This window comes from Marinobacter sp. VGCF2001, from assembly GCF_049943275.1.
Taxonomy (GTDB): Bacteria; Pseudomonadota; Gammaproteobacteria; order Pseudomonadales; family Oleiphilaceae; genus Marinobacter.
In genome coordinates this window covers 107030-122783 of record NZ_JBNFVX010000010.1, presented here as the reverse complement: position 1 = coordinate 122783, position 15754 = coordinate 107030, and the positions used below count along the sequence as shown (strand labels likewise).

Sequence of the window (15754 nt, the reverse complement as noted above, 5' to 3'; positions counted from 1 at the left end):
CCACCCCGCGCCGATAAGCCTTTTGGGTATTCTCTTAACGAATTTATGGTAGGTCGGTAACGGCCCCCGTAGACGCAGAACTCACCACCCGGGCATATTTGGCCAGCACACCCCGGGTAAACCTTGGCTCCGGTGGCGTCCAGGCGGTGCGCCGTTTCTCCATTTCCTCGCCTGAGATCTCCAGCACAATCGAGTTGCTCACCGCATCAATGGTGATGGTGTCGCCATCCTCTACCAGCGCAATTGGCCCGCCCACGGCGGCCTCTGGCGTGATATGCCCAACCACAAACCCGTGGCTGCCGCCCGAAAAGCGGCCATCGGTAATCAGCGCCACATCGCTGCCCAGACCTTTGCCCATGATCGCCGACGTGGGGCTGAGCATCTCCCGCATCCCCGGCCCGCCCCTGGGGCCTTCGTAACGAATCACCAGCACGTCGCCGGCCACCACAGTGCCGTCCAGAATGCGCTCCTGGGCTTCCTCTTCAGAGTGAAACACCCGGGCGCGGCCGGAGAAATGGGTGCCTTCCTTGCCCGTAATCTTGGCCACCGAGCCTTCCGGCGCCAGGTTGCCATAGAGAATCCTCAAATGGCTGTCGGCCTTGATAGGGTTGTCGAAGGCGTGAATGATTTGTTGGTCTTCGGGGTAAGGCACCACGGTATCGAGGTTCTCTGCCAGGGTCTTACCGGTGACAGTCAGGCAGTCACCATACAGCAGCCCCCGGTCGAGCAGCATCTTCATCAACGGCTGTATGCCGCCAATGGCCACCAGTTCCGACATCATGTAGTGGCCGGAGGGGCGCAGATCGGCCAGCACCGGAACCTGTTTACCGATGCGTACGAAATCGTCCAGCGACAGCTCCACGCCCACGGTACTGGCCATGCCAAGTAGGTGAAGCACGGCGTTGGTGGAGCCACCCAGCGCAATCACCACGGTGATGGCGTTCTCGAAGGCTTTCCGGGTCATGATGTCGGAGGGTTTGATGTCGGCCTCCAATAATTTCAGTACCGCCGCGCCGGCCGCCTCGCAATCCGCCAGTTTGCTGTCGGACACCGCATTCTGCGCCGAGCTGCCCGGCAGGCTCATACCCATGGCCTCGATGGCGGAGGCCATGGTGTTGGCGGTGTACATACCGCCGCACGAGCCCGGCCCGGGAATGGCCGTTTCCTCGATCTGCTTCACTTCGATCAGCTCCATGTTGCCCCGGGCGTGGGCGCCCACGGCTTCGAATACCGAGATGATGTCGGTGTGGTTATCGCCGGGCATGATGGTGCCGCCGTAAACGAACACCGAGGGCCGGTTCAGCCGGGCCAGGCCCATCATGCAACCGGGCATGTTCTTGTCGCAGCCGCCTATGGCCACCAGCCCGTCGAAACCCTCGCAGCCGGCTACGGTCTCGATGGAATCGGCGATCACCTCGCGCGACACCAGAGAGTACTTCATGCCTTCGGTACCGTTGGCGATGCCGTCGGAAATGGTAATGGTGTTAAAAATCAGGCTTTTGCCCCCGGCGCCGTCGGCACCTTTGGCGGCTTCCCGGGCCAGCCCATCGATGTGCATATTACAGGGTGTGAGGTTGCTCCAGGTGGAGGCAATGCCTATCTGGGGCTTGCGGAAATCTTCGTCGGTAAACCCGACTGCCCGCAGCATGGCCCGGCTGGCGGACTTGTTGATACCGTCTACCACCGGTGCCGAGTGCTGGCGTCGTTTATCGGTTGTCATCTGTTATCCCTCTTCCTCGTTTCAAGCCGTGCGTGACCGTGACATGGTATCGGAAACCAGTTCAACTCCGGCAACAGTGTGGAGTTTTTCCAGCTGAGATTGGAGCATAGCAACTGGTCGTGAACCCTCCAGTGTCAGCAAGATGTCGAGGCTGTCGCCGACGCTTTCCATGGCCATTTTCGAAATCCGGAAGCCCCGGACCCGCACCACCCGGCACAGGCGCTCCAGGGCGGCGGCTTCCTGGCTCATACGGCAGTTCAGGGTGTAACTCTGGCTGGTAATCTCGCTGCTGGGGTTCATGCTACCTGCTCCTTGCGGCTACTGGTTTTACGGGGTTCGTCGATCATGTCCTTGTTGCTGGCACCAGCTTTGACGATGGGCCAGACGTTCTCTTCCCGGCTGATGGCCACGTGCAACAGCATGGGGCCGTTGTAGGCCAGGATGGTCTCGATACCCCGGCGAATCTGGTCGGTGCGCTCAATGTGCAGGGCTGGAATGTCGAAGGCCCGGGCCATGGCCACGAAGTCCGGGTTGTCATCCAGATTGATGTGGCTTTCCCGGTTGTTGTAGAACAACTCCTGCTGCTGGCGCACCATACCCAGGCATTGATTGTCGAGAATAATCAGCTTCAGCGGCAGCTTGTAACGCCGGATGGTGGCCAGTTCCTGGGCGTTCATCATGAACGAGCCATCGCCGGTGACGTTAATGACCGTGCGGCTGCGGTCGGTGAACTGGGCACCGATGGCGGCGGGCAAACCGAAGCCCATGGTGCCCAGGCCGCCGCTGGTTAAATGCTGGCGCGGGTGCGCGAATTGGTAGTACTGGGCAATCCACATCTGATGCTGGCCGACATCACAGGCGATGGTTGCATCGTCTCCGGCAATGCCGGAGAGCTGGCGCACAAACGCCGGGCCGGTAATGGGCGCCAACGGCTCTTCGTTGTCGGCAGCGCGAAAGCCCCCGGTGGTGTGCCAGGTGCGGCATTGTTTCTGCCAGTCGCCAATGGCCAGGCCCTGGTTGGTCAGTGCGTCGGTGAAGGCGGTCAGAATCGCGTTCAGATCGCCCCGCAAGGCGATATCGGCGGGGCGCAGTTTGTTGAACTCGGCGGCGTCCGCGTCGATGTGGATGGTGCGGGCGTTCGGGGCAAAACCGTCCAGCTTGCCGGTGGCACGGTCGTCCATGCGCGCACCCACTACGAGCAGCAGATCACACTCGTCGACCGCCCGGTTTGCCGCACGGGAGCCATGCATACCGAGCATACCCAGATCGTTCGGGTTATGGCGCCCGGCATTGCCGATGCCTTTCAGCGTTACTACGCCGGGCAGGCCGGAGGTCTGGGCAAAGGCCCGGAAGCTGTCTTCGGCCTTCGCCAGGGACACCCCACCACCGCTATACAGCAGCGGGCGCTTTGCTTCACGCAACATGGCCAGCGCCTGATGGATGTCCGGGCACTCAGGCGGGGCAGGCTCGATGGGTGCTGGCGCTTCAGTGTGGACGTCGGCCAACAACATATCTTTGGGAATATCGATCCATACCGGGCCGGGCCGACCGCTCTGGGCCATGGCAATGGCGTCTTCAAGAATCTCCGGCAGGCTGTCCGCATCGTCGATCAGGTAGCTGTGTTTCACGATGCCGAGGGTCATGCCCAGGATATCGGTTTCCTGGAAAGCATCGGTGCCGATCAGCCCGGAAGGCACCTGGCCGGTGATCACCAGCAAGGGGATGGAGTCCATGTAGGCGTTGGCAACGCCGGTGATCAGGTTGGTGGCGCCGGGGCCGGAGGTGGCAATACAAACGCCCAGCTTGCCGCTGGCCCGGGCATAGCCCTCGGCGGCCAGTGCGCAGGCCTGTTCATGGCGGCACAGCACATGCTCCACGCCCACATCGTCCACCAGTGCGTCGTACAGCGGCATGATGCAACCGCCCGGATAACCGAACACGGTGTTGATGTTATGGCGGTGGAACGCTGCAAGAATGTGCTGTGAGCCGTTCATGGTCGTTTTTCCCTTTTCCTTTGCCGTAAAAAAAGAAACCCCCGGGACCTTTCGGTGCCGGGGGTTTCTGGTGTCTTTGTCAGGTTGTCGCTATCTCACCCGCTTGTCCACGCAAAAGCCCCCGGACGGTACCACGACCACCAGGACTAGCTTTACAAGGACGACGACTGCGTTGAGGTTCATGAAATCGACAATCTGCTCTGAATAGAATCAAACAATGTGTGTAGAATCTAACCTACGTTTTCAGCCGGATGCAAGCGCTTATTTTCGGAAATTCAATCAGGCTTGCATTCGTATTTCCCAAAACCGCATCTGTTTACGGTGAGTTGTACATGACAAGAGCAAAATGGAGCTCACTCGGATTATCTCTTCTGGTCGTTGTGGTGTTGGTTATCTGGATGATGACGGGCCAGGTCAAAATTGCCAGCACGGAGGCTCCGGACGCACCAGCCCAGGAACAGAAAACCCTGACCCGTGTAGAGGTCACACCGGTCCGCGCCGAGCTTTATCAGCCTGCCCTGAAGTTGCAGGGGCAATTGGAGCCCTGGCAATCGGTGCAGGTGAGCGCCCGTGTGGCAGGCACTGTGGAGCAACTGACGGTTCAACTGGGGCAGCAGGTAAAAGCCGGCACGGTGTTGGCAACCTTGTCTACGGATGGCCGGGATGCGGTGGTAAGGCGGTGGCGGGCCAGCATTCGCAAGCTGGAGGCGGATCTTGCTGCGGCCCGTAAGCTGCGTGCCAGTAATCTCGCCGCTGAGACCGAAATTCTTGGCTTGCAGAGCGAGCTGGCGGCGGCCCGGGCTGAGCTGGCTGGCGCCGAGCTGGCGCTTGAGCACCTGAGGCCGACGGCACCTTTTGATGCCGTGGTGAATCGCCGGGAGGTGGATGAAGGCAGCCTGGTTCAGGTGGGGTCGCCGTTGTTTGAGCTGGTTCAGGTTAACCGGCTGAAAGCCACCGGGCGGATTCCGCAGCAGTCGGCAGCCCGGGTTCAGCCGGGGCAGGCAGTGGGTATTCAGCTGTTGGACGGTTCCCGGCTGGCCGGCGTGGTCAGTTTTGTGGCCAGTGCCGCCGACCCGGATACCCGCAGTTTTGCGGTGGAAGCGATTGTTGAAAATCCTGACCTGAAACGGGCCGCCGGCGGCTCGGCGAGCCTGAGCATTCGGCTGCCGGAACAATCTGCCACCTTTATCTCGCCGGCGTATCTGGGCCTGGATGGCGACGGTCGACCGGGAGTGAAGTTTGTTGGCGTTGATGATCGGGTGGTCTTCGAACCGGTTCAGTTACTCAGCGTCTCGACGGACGGCGCCTGGGTTGCCGGTTTGCCATCAGAAATCCGCCTGATTACCCGGGGCGCCGGGTTCGTAACACCGGGTGAGCAGGTTCGGCCCGTGGACACATCGGACCAGCGGGGCTGAACACTATGAGAGCCCTGATCGCGGCCGCCATGGACCGCAGCCGCACCACCTTGTTGCTGTTCCTGTTTCTTTTGTTGGGCGGCATGGCGGCTTACCAGGTGATCCCCAAGGAATCCAATCCGGATGTCACTATTCCGGTGATCTACATCTCGATGACGCTTGAAGGCGTCAGCCCCGAGGATGCCGAGCGCCTGCTGGTGCGGCCGATGGAACAGGAGCTACGGTCTCTGGAGGGGATCAAGGAAATGCGGGGAACGGCCTCGGAGGGCCACGCCTCGGTGATGCTGGAATTCGATGCCGGCTTTGATCCGGACAAGGCCTTGCAGGATGTCCGGGAAAAAGTGGATACCGCCCGCAGCAAGCTGCCCCAGGAAGCGGACGAACCACGGGTAAACGAGATCAACGTCTCGTTGTTCCCGGTGCTCTCGGTGGGCCTGTCCGGCCCTCTGTCGGAGCGAGAGTTGATCACCATTGCCCGGCGCCTGCAGGACGCCATTGAAGCCATCCCGGAAGTGCTGGAAGTGGATATCGGCGGTGATCGGGAGGATCTGCTGGAGGTGGTGGTGGACCCCCAGGTGCTCGAGAGTTATGGCATCGATTTCGACCAGTTGGCCGCTCTGGTTACCCGTAACAATCAGCTGGTGGCGGCCGGTTCTCTCGATACCGGTAATGGCCGAATGGCTCTTAAAGTACCGGGTGTGATTGAAACCGTAGAAGATGTGATGTCGATGCCGGTCAAGGTGGACGGCGATACCGTGGTCACGTTTGGTGATGTGGCGATGTTGCAGCGGACCTTTAAAGACCCGACCGGGTTTGCCCGCATCAACGGCGAGCCGGCTCTGGTGCTGGAGGTCTCCAAACGCTCCGGTGCCAACATCATTAAAACCATCGAACAGATCCGGGCCCTGATCGACGAGGCACGGCCCCGGTTGCCCGGGACCCTCGATATCCGCTTCATCATGGACCAGTCCGAGGAAGTGCGGGACATTCTTTCAGACCTGCTCAATAACGTGCTGACGGCTATTGTACTGGTGATTATCGTGGTGATCGCCGCCATGGGGCCCCGCTCTGCGCTGCTGGTGGGGCTGACCATCCCGGGCGCGTTTCTGACTGGCATTCTGGTGATCTGGAGCATGGGGCTGACCCTGAACATCGTGGTGCTGTTCAGCCTGATTCTGGTGGCAGGAATGCTGGTAGATGGTGCCATTGTGGTTTCGGAGCTGGCAGACCGGAACCTGTCTGATGGCCAGCCGGTGAAAACAGCCTGGGTGGAAGCCGCCTCGCGCATGGCCTGGCCGGTGATTGCCTCCACCGCCACGACGCTTGCGGTCTTTGTGCCGTTGTTGTTCTGGCCGGGTGTGGTCGGCGAATTCATGCAGTACCTGCCGATGACCGTGCTGATCTGCCTGATTGCCTCGCTGGCCATGGCGCTGGTGTTCCTGCCGGTTCTGGGGGGCGTCAGCGGTGGCCGACGGCACCATGAAGAGGTGCAGGAAGGGCGTTTCATGCGGGGCTATCGCCAGGTTCTGGGAGTACTGTTACGGCGCCCGGGCCTGACTTTGCTGGGCACGCTGGTGCTGATTCTGGTGATTTATGCGGCCTACGGGCGGTTTAATTACGGGGTCGAGTTTTTCCCGAGTGTGGAGCCGGATTCGGCCCAGGTGCAGGTACGTGCCCGTGGTGACCTGTCGGTGTGGGAGCGGGACAGCATCGTGCGGGAGGTGGAATCACGGCTGCAGAATATGCCCGAGGTGAAAGCCCTGTATGCACGCTCCATGGTGACAACTGGCAGCCAGATGGCGCCGGATGTGATCGGTGTTCTGCAGTTTCAGTTCACGGATTGGTATACCCGTCGTACCGCGACCGAAATTCTGGAGGAATTCCGGGAGCGCACGGCCCATATTGCGGGTATTGAACTGGAATTTCGCAAGCAGGAGGGTGGTCCGGCCGAAGGCAAACCGGTGGAGCTACTGGTCAGCAGTATGGACAGCGCGCAGTTGAACACTTACGTCGACACCCTTGAGGCGCGTATGCGCGAGCTCGGTGGTTTTGTCGATATTGAAGACGACCGGAGCCTGCCCGGTATTGAATGGCAGCTGAATGTTGACCGTGAGGCGGCGGCGCGGTTTGGTACCGACGTACTGAGCATCGGCAGTGCGGTGCGCCTGGTGACCAATGGCCTTGTACTGGCCACCTATCGGCCGGAAGATGTCCGGGATGAGGTGGATATCGCGGTGCGGGTGCCGGGCAACTGGCGGGAGCTGGATCACCTGCAGCGCCAGACGCTGAATACGCCGCGCGGGCAGGTGCCGCTGTCGGAATTCGTGAACCTGGAACCGGGTGACAAAGTTGGCTCGATTGTCCGGGTCGACGGCCAGCGCACCATTACCATCAAATCGGATGTCGCTCCCGGCCAGCGGATGGACGAGTTGCTACGAACTCTGCAGGCCGAAATGCCCGAGCCGCCGGAAGGCACAAGTGTGCGCTTTGCCGGTGAAAATGAAGACCAGACCCAGGCCGCGAATTTCCTGACCACGGCGTTTCTGGTGGCAGTGGGGCTGATGCTGTTGATTCTGGTAACCCAGTTCAATTCCCTGTATCAGACCCTGTTGATTCTTTCCGCCATTGTGCTGTCCACCGCGGGCGTATTGATGGGGTTGCTATTCTCCGGTCAGCCGTTCGGCATAGTCATGGTGGGCATGGGCATTATTGCCCTGGCGGGTATTGTGGTGAACAACAACATCATTCTGATTGATACGTTTAACCAGATGAAACGGGAAGGTAAGGCAGCCTACGAAGCGGCGCTGGAAACCGGTTGCCTGCGTTTCCGGCCGGTGCTGCTGACCGCCGTAACCACCATTCTTGGCCTGACTCCCATGGTACTGGGTGTGAATGTGAATCTGCTGGAGCCGTCTCTGGGGCTGGGGGCGCCGTCCACCCAATGGTGGACGCAGTTATCCAGCGCCATTGCGGGTGGGCTGGCATTTGCGACCTTGCTGACCCTGCTGCTGACGCCCGCCCTGCTGGTACTCGGTGAGCGCACCGGCCAGCAGCTTAGAGGGCTGGCCGGGCGCGTTGTAAGGCGGCGTCAGTAGCGGATGCGTTCTGACAGCTCTTTCGCTTTTTGGGCCATGGCGTCGAGCTCCGGAACCGTGCGCATATTCTCCTCGGCCGCACGGTACATGGCTTCCGAAATCTCGGCAACTTCGGTGACATTGCGATTGATGTCTTCGCTCACGCTGGTTTGTTCCTCTGCGGCCGTGGCAACCTGAGTGGTAGCGTCGTTTACGCTGACCATACGCTGGGTAATGTCTTCCAGCGTTTTGCTCACCGCATCGACAGATTCGCTGCTCTCCCGTGCGACAACTTCCGAAGCCTGCATATAGTCTGTTGCGTCCCTTGATCCACCCTGAATGCTGGCGATAATCTCATCGATCTCGACCGTGGCTTCCTGGGTTTTGGCGGCCAGGTTACGGACTTCGTCGGCTACCACAGCGAAGCCGCGCCCGGCCTCTCCGGCCCTGGCTGCTTCAATGGCCGCATTGAGCGCCAGCAAATTGGTCTGATCGGCAATTTCTCGAATGACCCGCATCACATCACCAACGCGCTGGCCGCTTTTAGCCAGTTCCGCCACGGTCGCCGCCGAGCTTCTGATTTGATCTGTCAGGCGGTTCATACTGCTGACTGCAGCATTGATCTGTTCATCGGCCTGCCGGGTCTGACTGGTGGTCTCATCAACCTGGCCGGCCACCGAAGCCGCGTGTTGAGCGACATCCTGTGCTGTGGCCGACATCTCGTTCATGGCGGTTGCGATCTGGTCGATACGCTGGTGAGCCTTGTCGGATTGTGCGGAAACCGCATCGGCGTTGGTGCGTATCATGGCGCCGGTATCGGCCAGCTGCTCGGCATTGTGTTTCATCATATCGCCGGTTTCATGCAGAAAGCGGTGCAGAGCACGGGCCGTATCGGCCAATTTACCCAGCTCATCCGGGCGTTCGAGTGTGACCGGGTCGGTCAGGTCACCCCGGCCGATGCGATCGAGTTTGCTGATCAATTCCTGTGCTGGTCGAATCACGGAGTAGACCAGTACGCCCAGGCAGGCCAGGGTGCCTATGAGAATGGCGGCCAGCAGCAAGCCGCCCATCAGCCAGGTTGTGCTGGCGGCATTATCACGGAGTTGGGTGGACTGGGCCACCGCATTATCGCGGATTCTGGCGGACGCTGTCTCAATCAGTTTGGCGGGCTCGCGATCGATCCCCGAGACCGCTTTGTCCCCTGCGGTATGGTCGTAGCCGGCCGCGACAAAGTCCTGGAATCCCTTGTGATAAGCCTCACCCATGCGCTGGTGCGCTGTCTGGAACCGCGTCATCAACGTTTTAGCCTTCGGATCTTGCAGCTTGGGGATGAGAGTAGCCAGCTGATTCTGAATGTCTGCTTCCACCCCCTGAAAGCGCTGCCAGTATTTTTCACGCTGCCCGGAATCGGCGCCGCGGATGAGTACGTTTTTCCACTCCTGAACCTGGGTTTTGAAGTCGCTGAGAATGTCCTGAGCTTGTAATGCCTGAACCATTTGAGTGCTTATCAGGCGGTCGTATTCGTTCTGGGTCTCGAGCGATCGGTCAAAGTAGATGCTGGCGACGATAGCGATGACCAGGTTGGATACGACAACGATGGTGAGAATCCGGTTTAGAATGCTTTTGGAGTACCAGTTCACGTTTGGGGTCCTGTCTTAATCCGGGGGGTGGGGTTAAGATACTGGTTCTTTGGAAGCCGGTTGGCTTTCCGCACTGATATTAACGGCCATAATTGTTCATGCTGAACCCCCTCACAGAAATTTATTGCGATGACTGGGTTCTGGCCGTCCATAAGCCCGCTGGCCTGCTGGTTCACCGCAGCCCCATCGACAAGCACGAGACCGAATTTGCCCTGCAGTATGCCCGGGCTCTGAACGGCGGCAGGCATGTGTACCCGGTGCATCGGCTGGATCGTCCTACATCGGGTGTACTGTTGTTTGCCCGCGATCAGGAAACCGCACGCTTGCTTGGGTTGGCCATGATGGCTGGCGGTGTGGCCAAGACCTATCTGGCAGTAGTGAGGGGCTGGGCTCCGGAGCAGGGGGTGATTGACCATCCGCTCCGGGAAGAGCCCGACGACCGGCGCCTCAAGGAACAGGAGCAGCCGGTTCGTGACGCGCTGACCCGCTATCGTCGGTTGGCCACCACCGAACTGCCCGTGGCGATTGAGCGTTATCCCACCAGCCGTTACAGCCTGATGGAGCTGAGGCCGGAAACGGGCCGCAAGCACCAGCTGCGTCGCCATATGAAACACATCAACCATCCGATCATTGGCGATGCCAACCACGGCCGGGGCCGGCACAATCGTTACTTCGCCGAGCGGTTCGGGCAGGGAAGGCTGATGTTAGCAGCCACGGAACTGTGTTTGCGACATCCGGTTACCGGCGACATCCTGCATCTGCACGCGCCTCCGGAACACAGTTTCGAGCAGGTTTTAGAGATTTTTCAATCCTCTATTCTTTACAGCGTCAATAATTGCAGATCGCAACCGTAAGCCCCTACTTATGTAGCTTTTTATGTCAATTTGCGACAAATCGTACCTCAGGCAGAAGATTTGAACCCCGTGGTGCATACTCGTTCAGAAGCTTATAACCAATAACAAGGGCGCATGACGCCAGAGAACGCTATGCCAAGGCTCTTTGTCTTCTTTGTACTGACGGCTTGTCTGATATTTCCCTCGCTTTGCGCCGCAGAAGCAGTGGAGTGGAGCCAGTTCTCCAAACGGCTGGAACTCTCCCGTTCGGTGGATTACTGGCCTGAAGCAGGTTCGCCTTCGATTGATCGGGTTCGCCATTTGCCGGAGCAGGCCTGGACCCGAAACGACAGTGACAGTGTCAGCCTGGGCTATGGCGATGAGGTTTACTGGTTCAGGGTGAAGCTGGCCAATACCCTGGATGCCCGTGCAGACAATTTTCTGGAAATCAGTTATCCGGTACTGGATTTCATTGAGGTATATCGGGTAGATCGCGGGGCGGTGGTGGAGTCCCTCCGGATGGGAGACAAGCGCCCCTTCTATGACCGACCGATCCATCATCGCAATTTCATTATTCCCTTGTCTCTACCTCCTGATTCGACCACGACCCTCTACCTTCGGGTTGATACCACCAGCTCGATGCAGGTGCCGATGACGCTGTGGGATCAGGATGCTTTTTATGCTGCCGAGCAAGCCCGAAGTCTCTTTGAAGGCGTTTACTACGGCATCGTTCTGGTGATGATTCTCTATAATATTTTTGTGTTCATGGCGGTGGGTGAGCGCAGCTTTCTCTACTATGTGGGTTATATAGCGGCCATGCCGCTGTTCCTTGCTTCCTTGCACGGCGTGGCTTTCCAGTATTTGTGGCCGGAGGCTACCTGGTGGAACGACCAGTCCATCATTGTTTTTCTGAACCTGGTGGTCTTGTTCGGTGGTGCATTCAGTATCCGGTTCATCAGTGTGACCCGAAAAAACCACCCGTGGCTCAACCGCTGGACCTGGGCGATGATTATGACCGCAGGCCTGCTGGCAGCCAGCGGCCTGTTCGTTCCTTATCGTTTGATGATTCTGCCCACCATTCTGGTAGCATGTACCGGGTGCTCGACCATGCTGATGCTCAGCATTGTGCGCTGGATCAAGCATGATCCAGCTGCCCGTTTTTATACGGTGGCCTGGATTTTCATGCTGGCAGGAGGGATTGTTCTGGCGTTGAGCAAGTTCACGGTGCTGCCCCGGAACCTGTGGACCGAAAATGCGACCCAGGTAGGGTCGGCGCTCGGGGTGATTTTGCTCTCACTGGCGCTGGCTGATCGATTGAACCGTGAGAAAAAGAAATCATTTGCCGCCCAGCAAAAGCTCCTGCTTGAAGAGCGGAAAGCGCGCCTGGCGCAGGAAAAATCGTTGCGTGTTCAGCAGGAGGCCAATGCCTTGCTGGAGCAGCGAGTACAGGAGCGTACCCGGGATCTCGAAACGCTGAACGAACAACTGCTTGAACTTAATGCCACCGATCCGCTGACCGGTCTGAAAAATCGTGGGCATTTCGACATAACGTTCCAGTCGGATGTCGTCCATGCTTACCGGTTTGAGGAAACCCTGTCGTTGCTTGTCGTGGACATAGATCATTTCAAGACGTTCAACGATACCTATGGCCACCTGGTGGGCGACGATTGTCTGAAAATGGTCGCGGACGGCATCAAGCGTCACGTGACCCGGCCGCAGGACCTGGCCGCTCGCTACGGAGGGGAGGAGTTTGTGGTGGTGTTACCCGACACTCCGGAGGACGGCGCACTCCGTGTTGCAGAGCGAATCCGCCAGGATATCCAGAACACGGCCTTCCGGGTGTCGGATCAAATGCTTCATTTAACCGTCAGCATTGGTGTATACAGTTGTGCTCCGGATCGGCCGGATATGACCAAGGAACTGTTCGCCTGCGCCGATGAGGCGTTGTACCAGGCCAAGGCCGAAGGTCGAAACCGGGTAGTCGCAAGCTCCGCCTCTGACCGGAATCAGGTGCTTTGCCTCGTTTGAGCTGACTGATACAGCTGTGGCCAGGGGTGATGTGCCTCCAGCAGATAGGCGATTTCCAATAGCGTTCGCTCGTCGCCGTGGTGGCCCATGAACTGTACCGAAACCGGGAGCTGCTGGTGGGTCTGGCCCATTGGCAAGGAGATGGCAGGCGCCCCGGTGGCATTGGCCAGGGGAGTAAAGTTTGCGTAGCGATTAAGGCGCTCGAACAGCGTATCAAACGGTACTTCGGGGTGAAGGTGCCCAAGTGGTGGCGTGGTCTGGCCCAGCACGGGTGTGAGCACGGCATCGTAATCACGCATTTGCTGCTGGTAGTCGCGCCAGGACCGTTTCAGTCGCCAGATGGCGGCCGGCAAGCGCCAGAACTGCTTTCGGAACAGCCGGTCCAGGCCATTGGTCAATCCATCCACCTGCCGTTTGTCGAACTCCGGGTGAAACAATTTTTTGCCTCGGGCCTTCACTCCGAAGGCAAGCATGGCCCAATACAGTGCGAAGTCCTCCGGGAAAGAGCTGGCGACGGGAACATTCATGGGTTCGATGATGTGCCCCAGCTTTTCCAGATGCCGGGCTGTGCGCTCCACCGTTTGACGGGTTTCCGGATCAGTTGCATGGCCGTTGATGGAGTCCAGCACCAGGCCGATGCGAAGTTGCCGGCCTGAATGACCGTGAACATCGCCAACAGCCGGCAGCTTGTGATTGTGGTACCAGGATTCGGCATGGGCCAGAAAGCCAGCGGTATCGCGCACTGTGCGGGTTACCACCCCGTCTGCAATGATGTTTACCGGCAGGTCCCGGGCGGCATCGTTGTCGACCAGGCGGCCCCGGGTAGGTTTCAGCCCCACCAGGCCGCAACAGGCAGCCGGTATTCGGATGGAGCCCCCGCCATCATTGGCATGAGCAATGGGAACCACTCCGGCAGCTACTAGGGCTGCGGCGCCACCGGACGAGGCACCGGACGAGTAGTTCAGGTTCCACGGATTGCGGGTGGGTTCACCGGAGGCTGGCTCTGTGGTGGCGTTAAAGCCGAATTCCGGTAGCGCCGATTTGCCAAGACAGTTGTATCCCTGGGTGAGCATCTGCGCGGCAAACGGGCTGGTGCGTTTTGCCACTTTCTGAGGCACGGCCCGGGAACCGTGCCCGGTGGGTAGCCCCTCCACATCGGTATTGTCTTTCATAAAGGTGGGGACGCCCGCAAAAGGTCCGGAGAAAACGCCGGTTTGGCGGCTTTGGGCCAGCGCCGCCTGGTACCGCTCGGTGACGACGGCCCGAATGACAGGCTCAGCCAGATGGGCGCGCTCAATAGCGGCTTTGGTCACTTCTCCGGCCGAGACCTCGCCAGCCCGGATTCGTGCCGCGATGGCGGTGGCGTCACCGTTGGCCATCGCGTCGTCGCGAAAGCAATGGAACTGAGTACTGGCTGGCGTCGTCATGGTACCTCCCGGGCTTGTTACAGAGCCCATCAACATAACCCAGCGATAAACGTGACGATATGTCATTTCAGGTAGAAAACGACAAAGTGTGAGCAAAAGCGGTGGTGCTGGTTTGATTCGTATCACTTTTAATGCGCCATCAAGCGCAGTAAGCTGGCTGTTAACCTATTGAATCAGAATGACAGATGGATTTTATCGAGCCTGCTATCCGCGCCTTTCTTGGCGTTTTTTTCCTGATGATTGGTCTGCAATTTGCCGCCCGCGCCCTTGGCCTATACTCCCGGTTAGGCTTTTCGCACATCAATTACGGCCGGGCGGGCACGGCCCCCTGGTGGCACCGTCACACCTTTAATCTGTTTCGTGCGGCCATTCTTCTGGTTTGCCTCGCCAGAATAGGGGTGGATCTCGATCCCTGGCTTGGAGTCTGTCCGGTTCTGTATCAGTGGCCGCTCCTGTTGACGGGCGTTTTGCTGCTGCTGGTTTCCTACACGGCGGTGAATTACCTGCAGGCCTATATGCATGAAGACTGGCGCTCGGGCATTGACGAAACGAATGGCAGCGGGCGCCTGATCACAACCGGGCCATTCAGCCGAAGCCGTAATCCGCTGTTTACAGGCGTGATTATAGGGCAGTTGGGGTTCTTTCTGGCCTTGCCCAGCGTGTTCTCACTGGTTTGTCTGGTCACCGGAGTGCTGGTGATTGCGCGCCAGGCCAGGGAAGAGGAAAAGGCCCTGGCGCGGCGGTTTGGCTCCGTGTACGAGGACTATTGCGCAAGAGTGCCCCGCTGGCTTTGATCAGGAGGCGTTCTTTCGTGCTTCCTTGATCACATCGTAAGCGTGGCTGATTTCCCGCGTCTTTTCCTCAGCCATCTCGCGCATACTCTCCGGCAGGCCCCGGCCTGCGAGTTTATCCGGGTGATTCTCGCTCATCAGTTTGCGATAGGCGCGCTTGATTTCCGCATCAGAGGCGGAAGACGAGACCCCCAACACTTTGTAGGCATCTTCAATCTGCTGGCTGCCGGAATAGTTAGGGGTGCCACCGGCCTGGCCAGCGTGGGCACCACGCAGCATGGCCTCGAGCTGATCAACCTGGCTTTCGGGCAAGCCCAGGCCTCGGGCTATGCGCACCAGCATTTCGTGCTCGGCCGGATGCACCTGGCCGTCTGCCGCCACGGCAGATACCTGCACCTGCAGAAACATTTGCAGCAACACCGGCTGGCGGCCAGAGGCCTGCATGAAGCGTTGGAGTTCGGCGTCCAGATCGAAGTCGGAACTTTTGCCCCGGTTGAATGCCTCTTTGGCCATGGCCTTCTGGGATTCGTTCAGGCGGAACCGGACAAACATCGTCTCTGCCAACTGGATTTCGTCGCGAGATACCACGCCGTCGGCCTTGCAGAGGGCACCCATCACGGCAAATACCGATTCGATGAAGCCCATCTGCAGGCCCTGGATCCTGCCCAGCAACCGGTTTTTCAGACGCTGGAAAAGGAAGGCACCAATTGCCGCGCCTACCAGAAAGCCCGGGAAACGACCGAAGGCGTAACCGATCAGACCGCCAACAATGATTGCAAACAGCATTCTGTATCCTTTGTTGAGTAAACAGTCATGAGAATATACGTGTTTT

At 59.1% G+C, this 15754-nt stretch carries 11 protein-coding genes; 5 read left to right on the top strand and 6 right to left on the bottom strand.

What is annotated here, in order from left to right; genetic code table 11:
• Positions 1-43: 43 nt before the first annotated feature.
• The 3 genes from ilvD to ilvG are packed head-to-tail and all read right to left on the bottom strand — an operon-like array spanning position 44 to position 3714.
• Positions 44-1720, bottom strand: a complete 1677-nt coding sequence (ilvD, locus tag ACP2AU_RS11360; RefSeq protein WP_426376304.1) for a dihydroxy-acid dehydratase — start codon at positions 1718-1720, stop codon at positions 44-46.
• Positions 1721-1741: 21 nt separating this feature from the next.
• Positions 1742-2020, bottom strand: coding sequence for an ACT domain-containing protein (locus tag ACP2AU_RS11355; protein ID WP_426376302.1), 279 nt, complete (start codon positions 2018-2020; stop codon positions 1742-1744).
• Positions 2017-3714, bottom strand: coding sequence for an acetolactate synthase 2 catalytic subunit (ilvG, locus tag ACP2AU_RS11350; RefSeq protein WP_426376301.1), 1698 nt, complete (start codon positions 3712-3714; stop codon positions 2017-2019). Before ilvG ends, ACP2AU_RS11355 begins: the two co-directional genes overlap by 4 nt.
• A 332-nt stretch (positions 3715-4046) precedes the next feature.
• Here ilvG and ACP2AU_RS11345 point away from each other — a divergent pair, with 332 nt between their 5' ends.
• Positions 4047-5129, top strand: coding sequence for an efflux RND transporter periplasmic adaptor subunit (locus tag ACP2AU_RS11345; protein WP_426376300.1), 1083 nt, complete (start codon positions 4047-4049; stop codon positions 5127-5129).
• Positions 5130-5134: 5 nt separating this feature from the next.
• Positions 5135-8224, top strand: a complete 3090-nt coding sequence (locus ACP2AU_RS11340; protein ID WP_426376299.1) for an efflux RND transporter permease subunit — start codon at positions 5135-5137, stop codon at positions 8222-8224.
• Here the strand turns inward: ACP2AU_RS11340 and ACP2AU_RS11335 are convergent.
• On the bottom strand, positions 8218-9843 hold the full coding sequence (locus ACP2AU_RS11335) for a methyl-accepting chemotaxis protein (RefSeq protein ID WP_426376298.1): 1626 nt from the start codon (positions 9841-9843) through the stop codon (positions 8218-8220). The two genes, ACP2AU_RS11340 and ACP2AU_RS11335, sit on opposite strands and share 7 nt — an antisense overlap.
• Positions 9844-9941: 98 nt before the next feature.
• Between ACP2AU_RS11335 and ACP2AU_RS11330 the strand changes: the two genes are divergently transcribed.
• Both ACP2AU_RS11330 and ACP2AU_RS11325 read left to right on the top strand, forming a co-directional pair.
• Positions 9942-10697: a pseudouridine synthase gene (locus tag ACP2AU_RS11330; RefSeq protein ID WP_426376297.1), complete on the top strand. Its 756-nt coding sequence runs from the start codon at positions 9942-9944 to the stop codon at positions 10695-10697.
• A 132-nt stretch (positions 10698-10829) separates the two neighbouring features.
• Positions 10830-12704, top strand: coding sequence for a sensor domain-containing diguanylate cyclase (locus ACP2AU_RS11325; protein ID WP_426376295.1), 1875 nt, complete (start codon positions 10830-10832; stop codon positions 12702-12704).
• Here ACP2AU_RS11325 and ACP2AU_RS11320 read toward each other — a convergent pair.
• Positions 12683-14131 carry an amidase gene (locus ACP2AU_RS11320; RefSeq protein ID WP_426376293.1) on the bottom strand — a complete coding sequence of 483 codons (1449 nt, stop codon included), beginning with the start codon at positions 14129-14131 and terminating at the stop codon, positions 12683-12685. The genes ACP2AU_RS11325 and ACP2AU_RS11320 overlap by 22 nt on opposite strands.
• Before the next feature lie 185 nt (positions 14132-14316).
• On the opposite strand from ACP2AU_RS11320, the gene ACP2AU_RS11315 reads away from it, so the two are divergent.
• A complete protein-coding gene (locus tag ACP2AU_RS11315) occupies positions 14317-14925 on the top strand; it encodes a methyltransferase family protein (RefSeq protein ID WP_426376291.1) in 609 nt (202 codons plus the stop codon).
• Here the strand turns inward: ACP2AU_RS11315 and djlA are convergent, their stop codons facing one another.
• The gene (djlA, locus tag ACP2AU_RS11310) at positions 14926-15708 is read right to left on the bottom strand and encodes a co-chaperone DjlA (RefSeq protein WP_426376290.1); all 783 of its coding nucleotides are present in this window, start codon (positions 15706-15708) and stop codon (positions 14926-14928) included.
• Positions 15709-15754 lie beyond the last annotated feature (46 nt).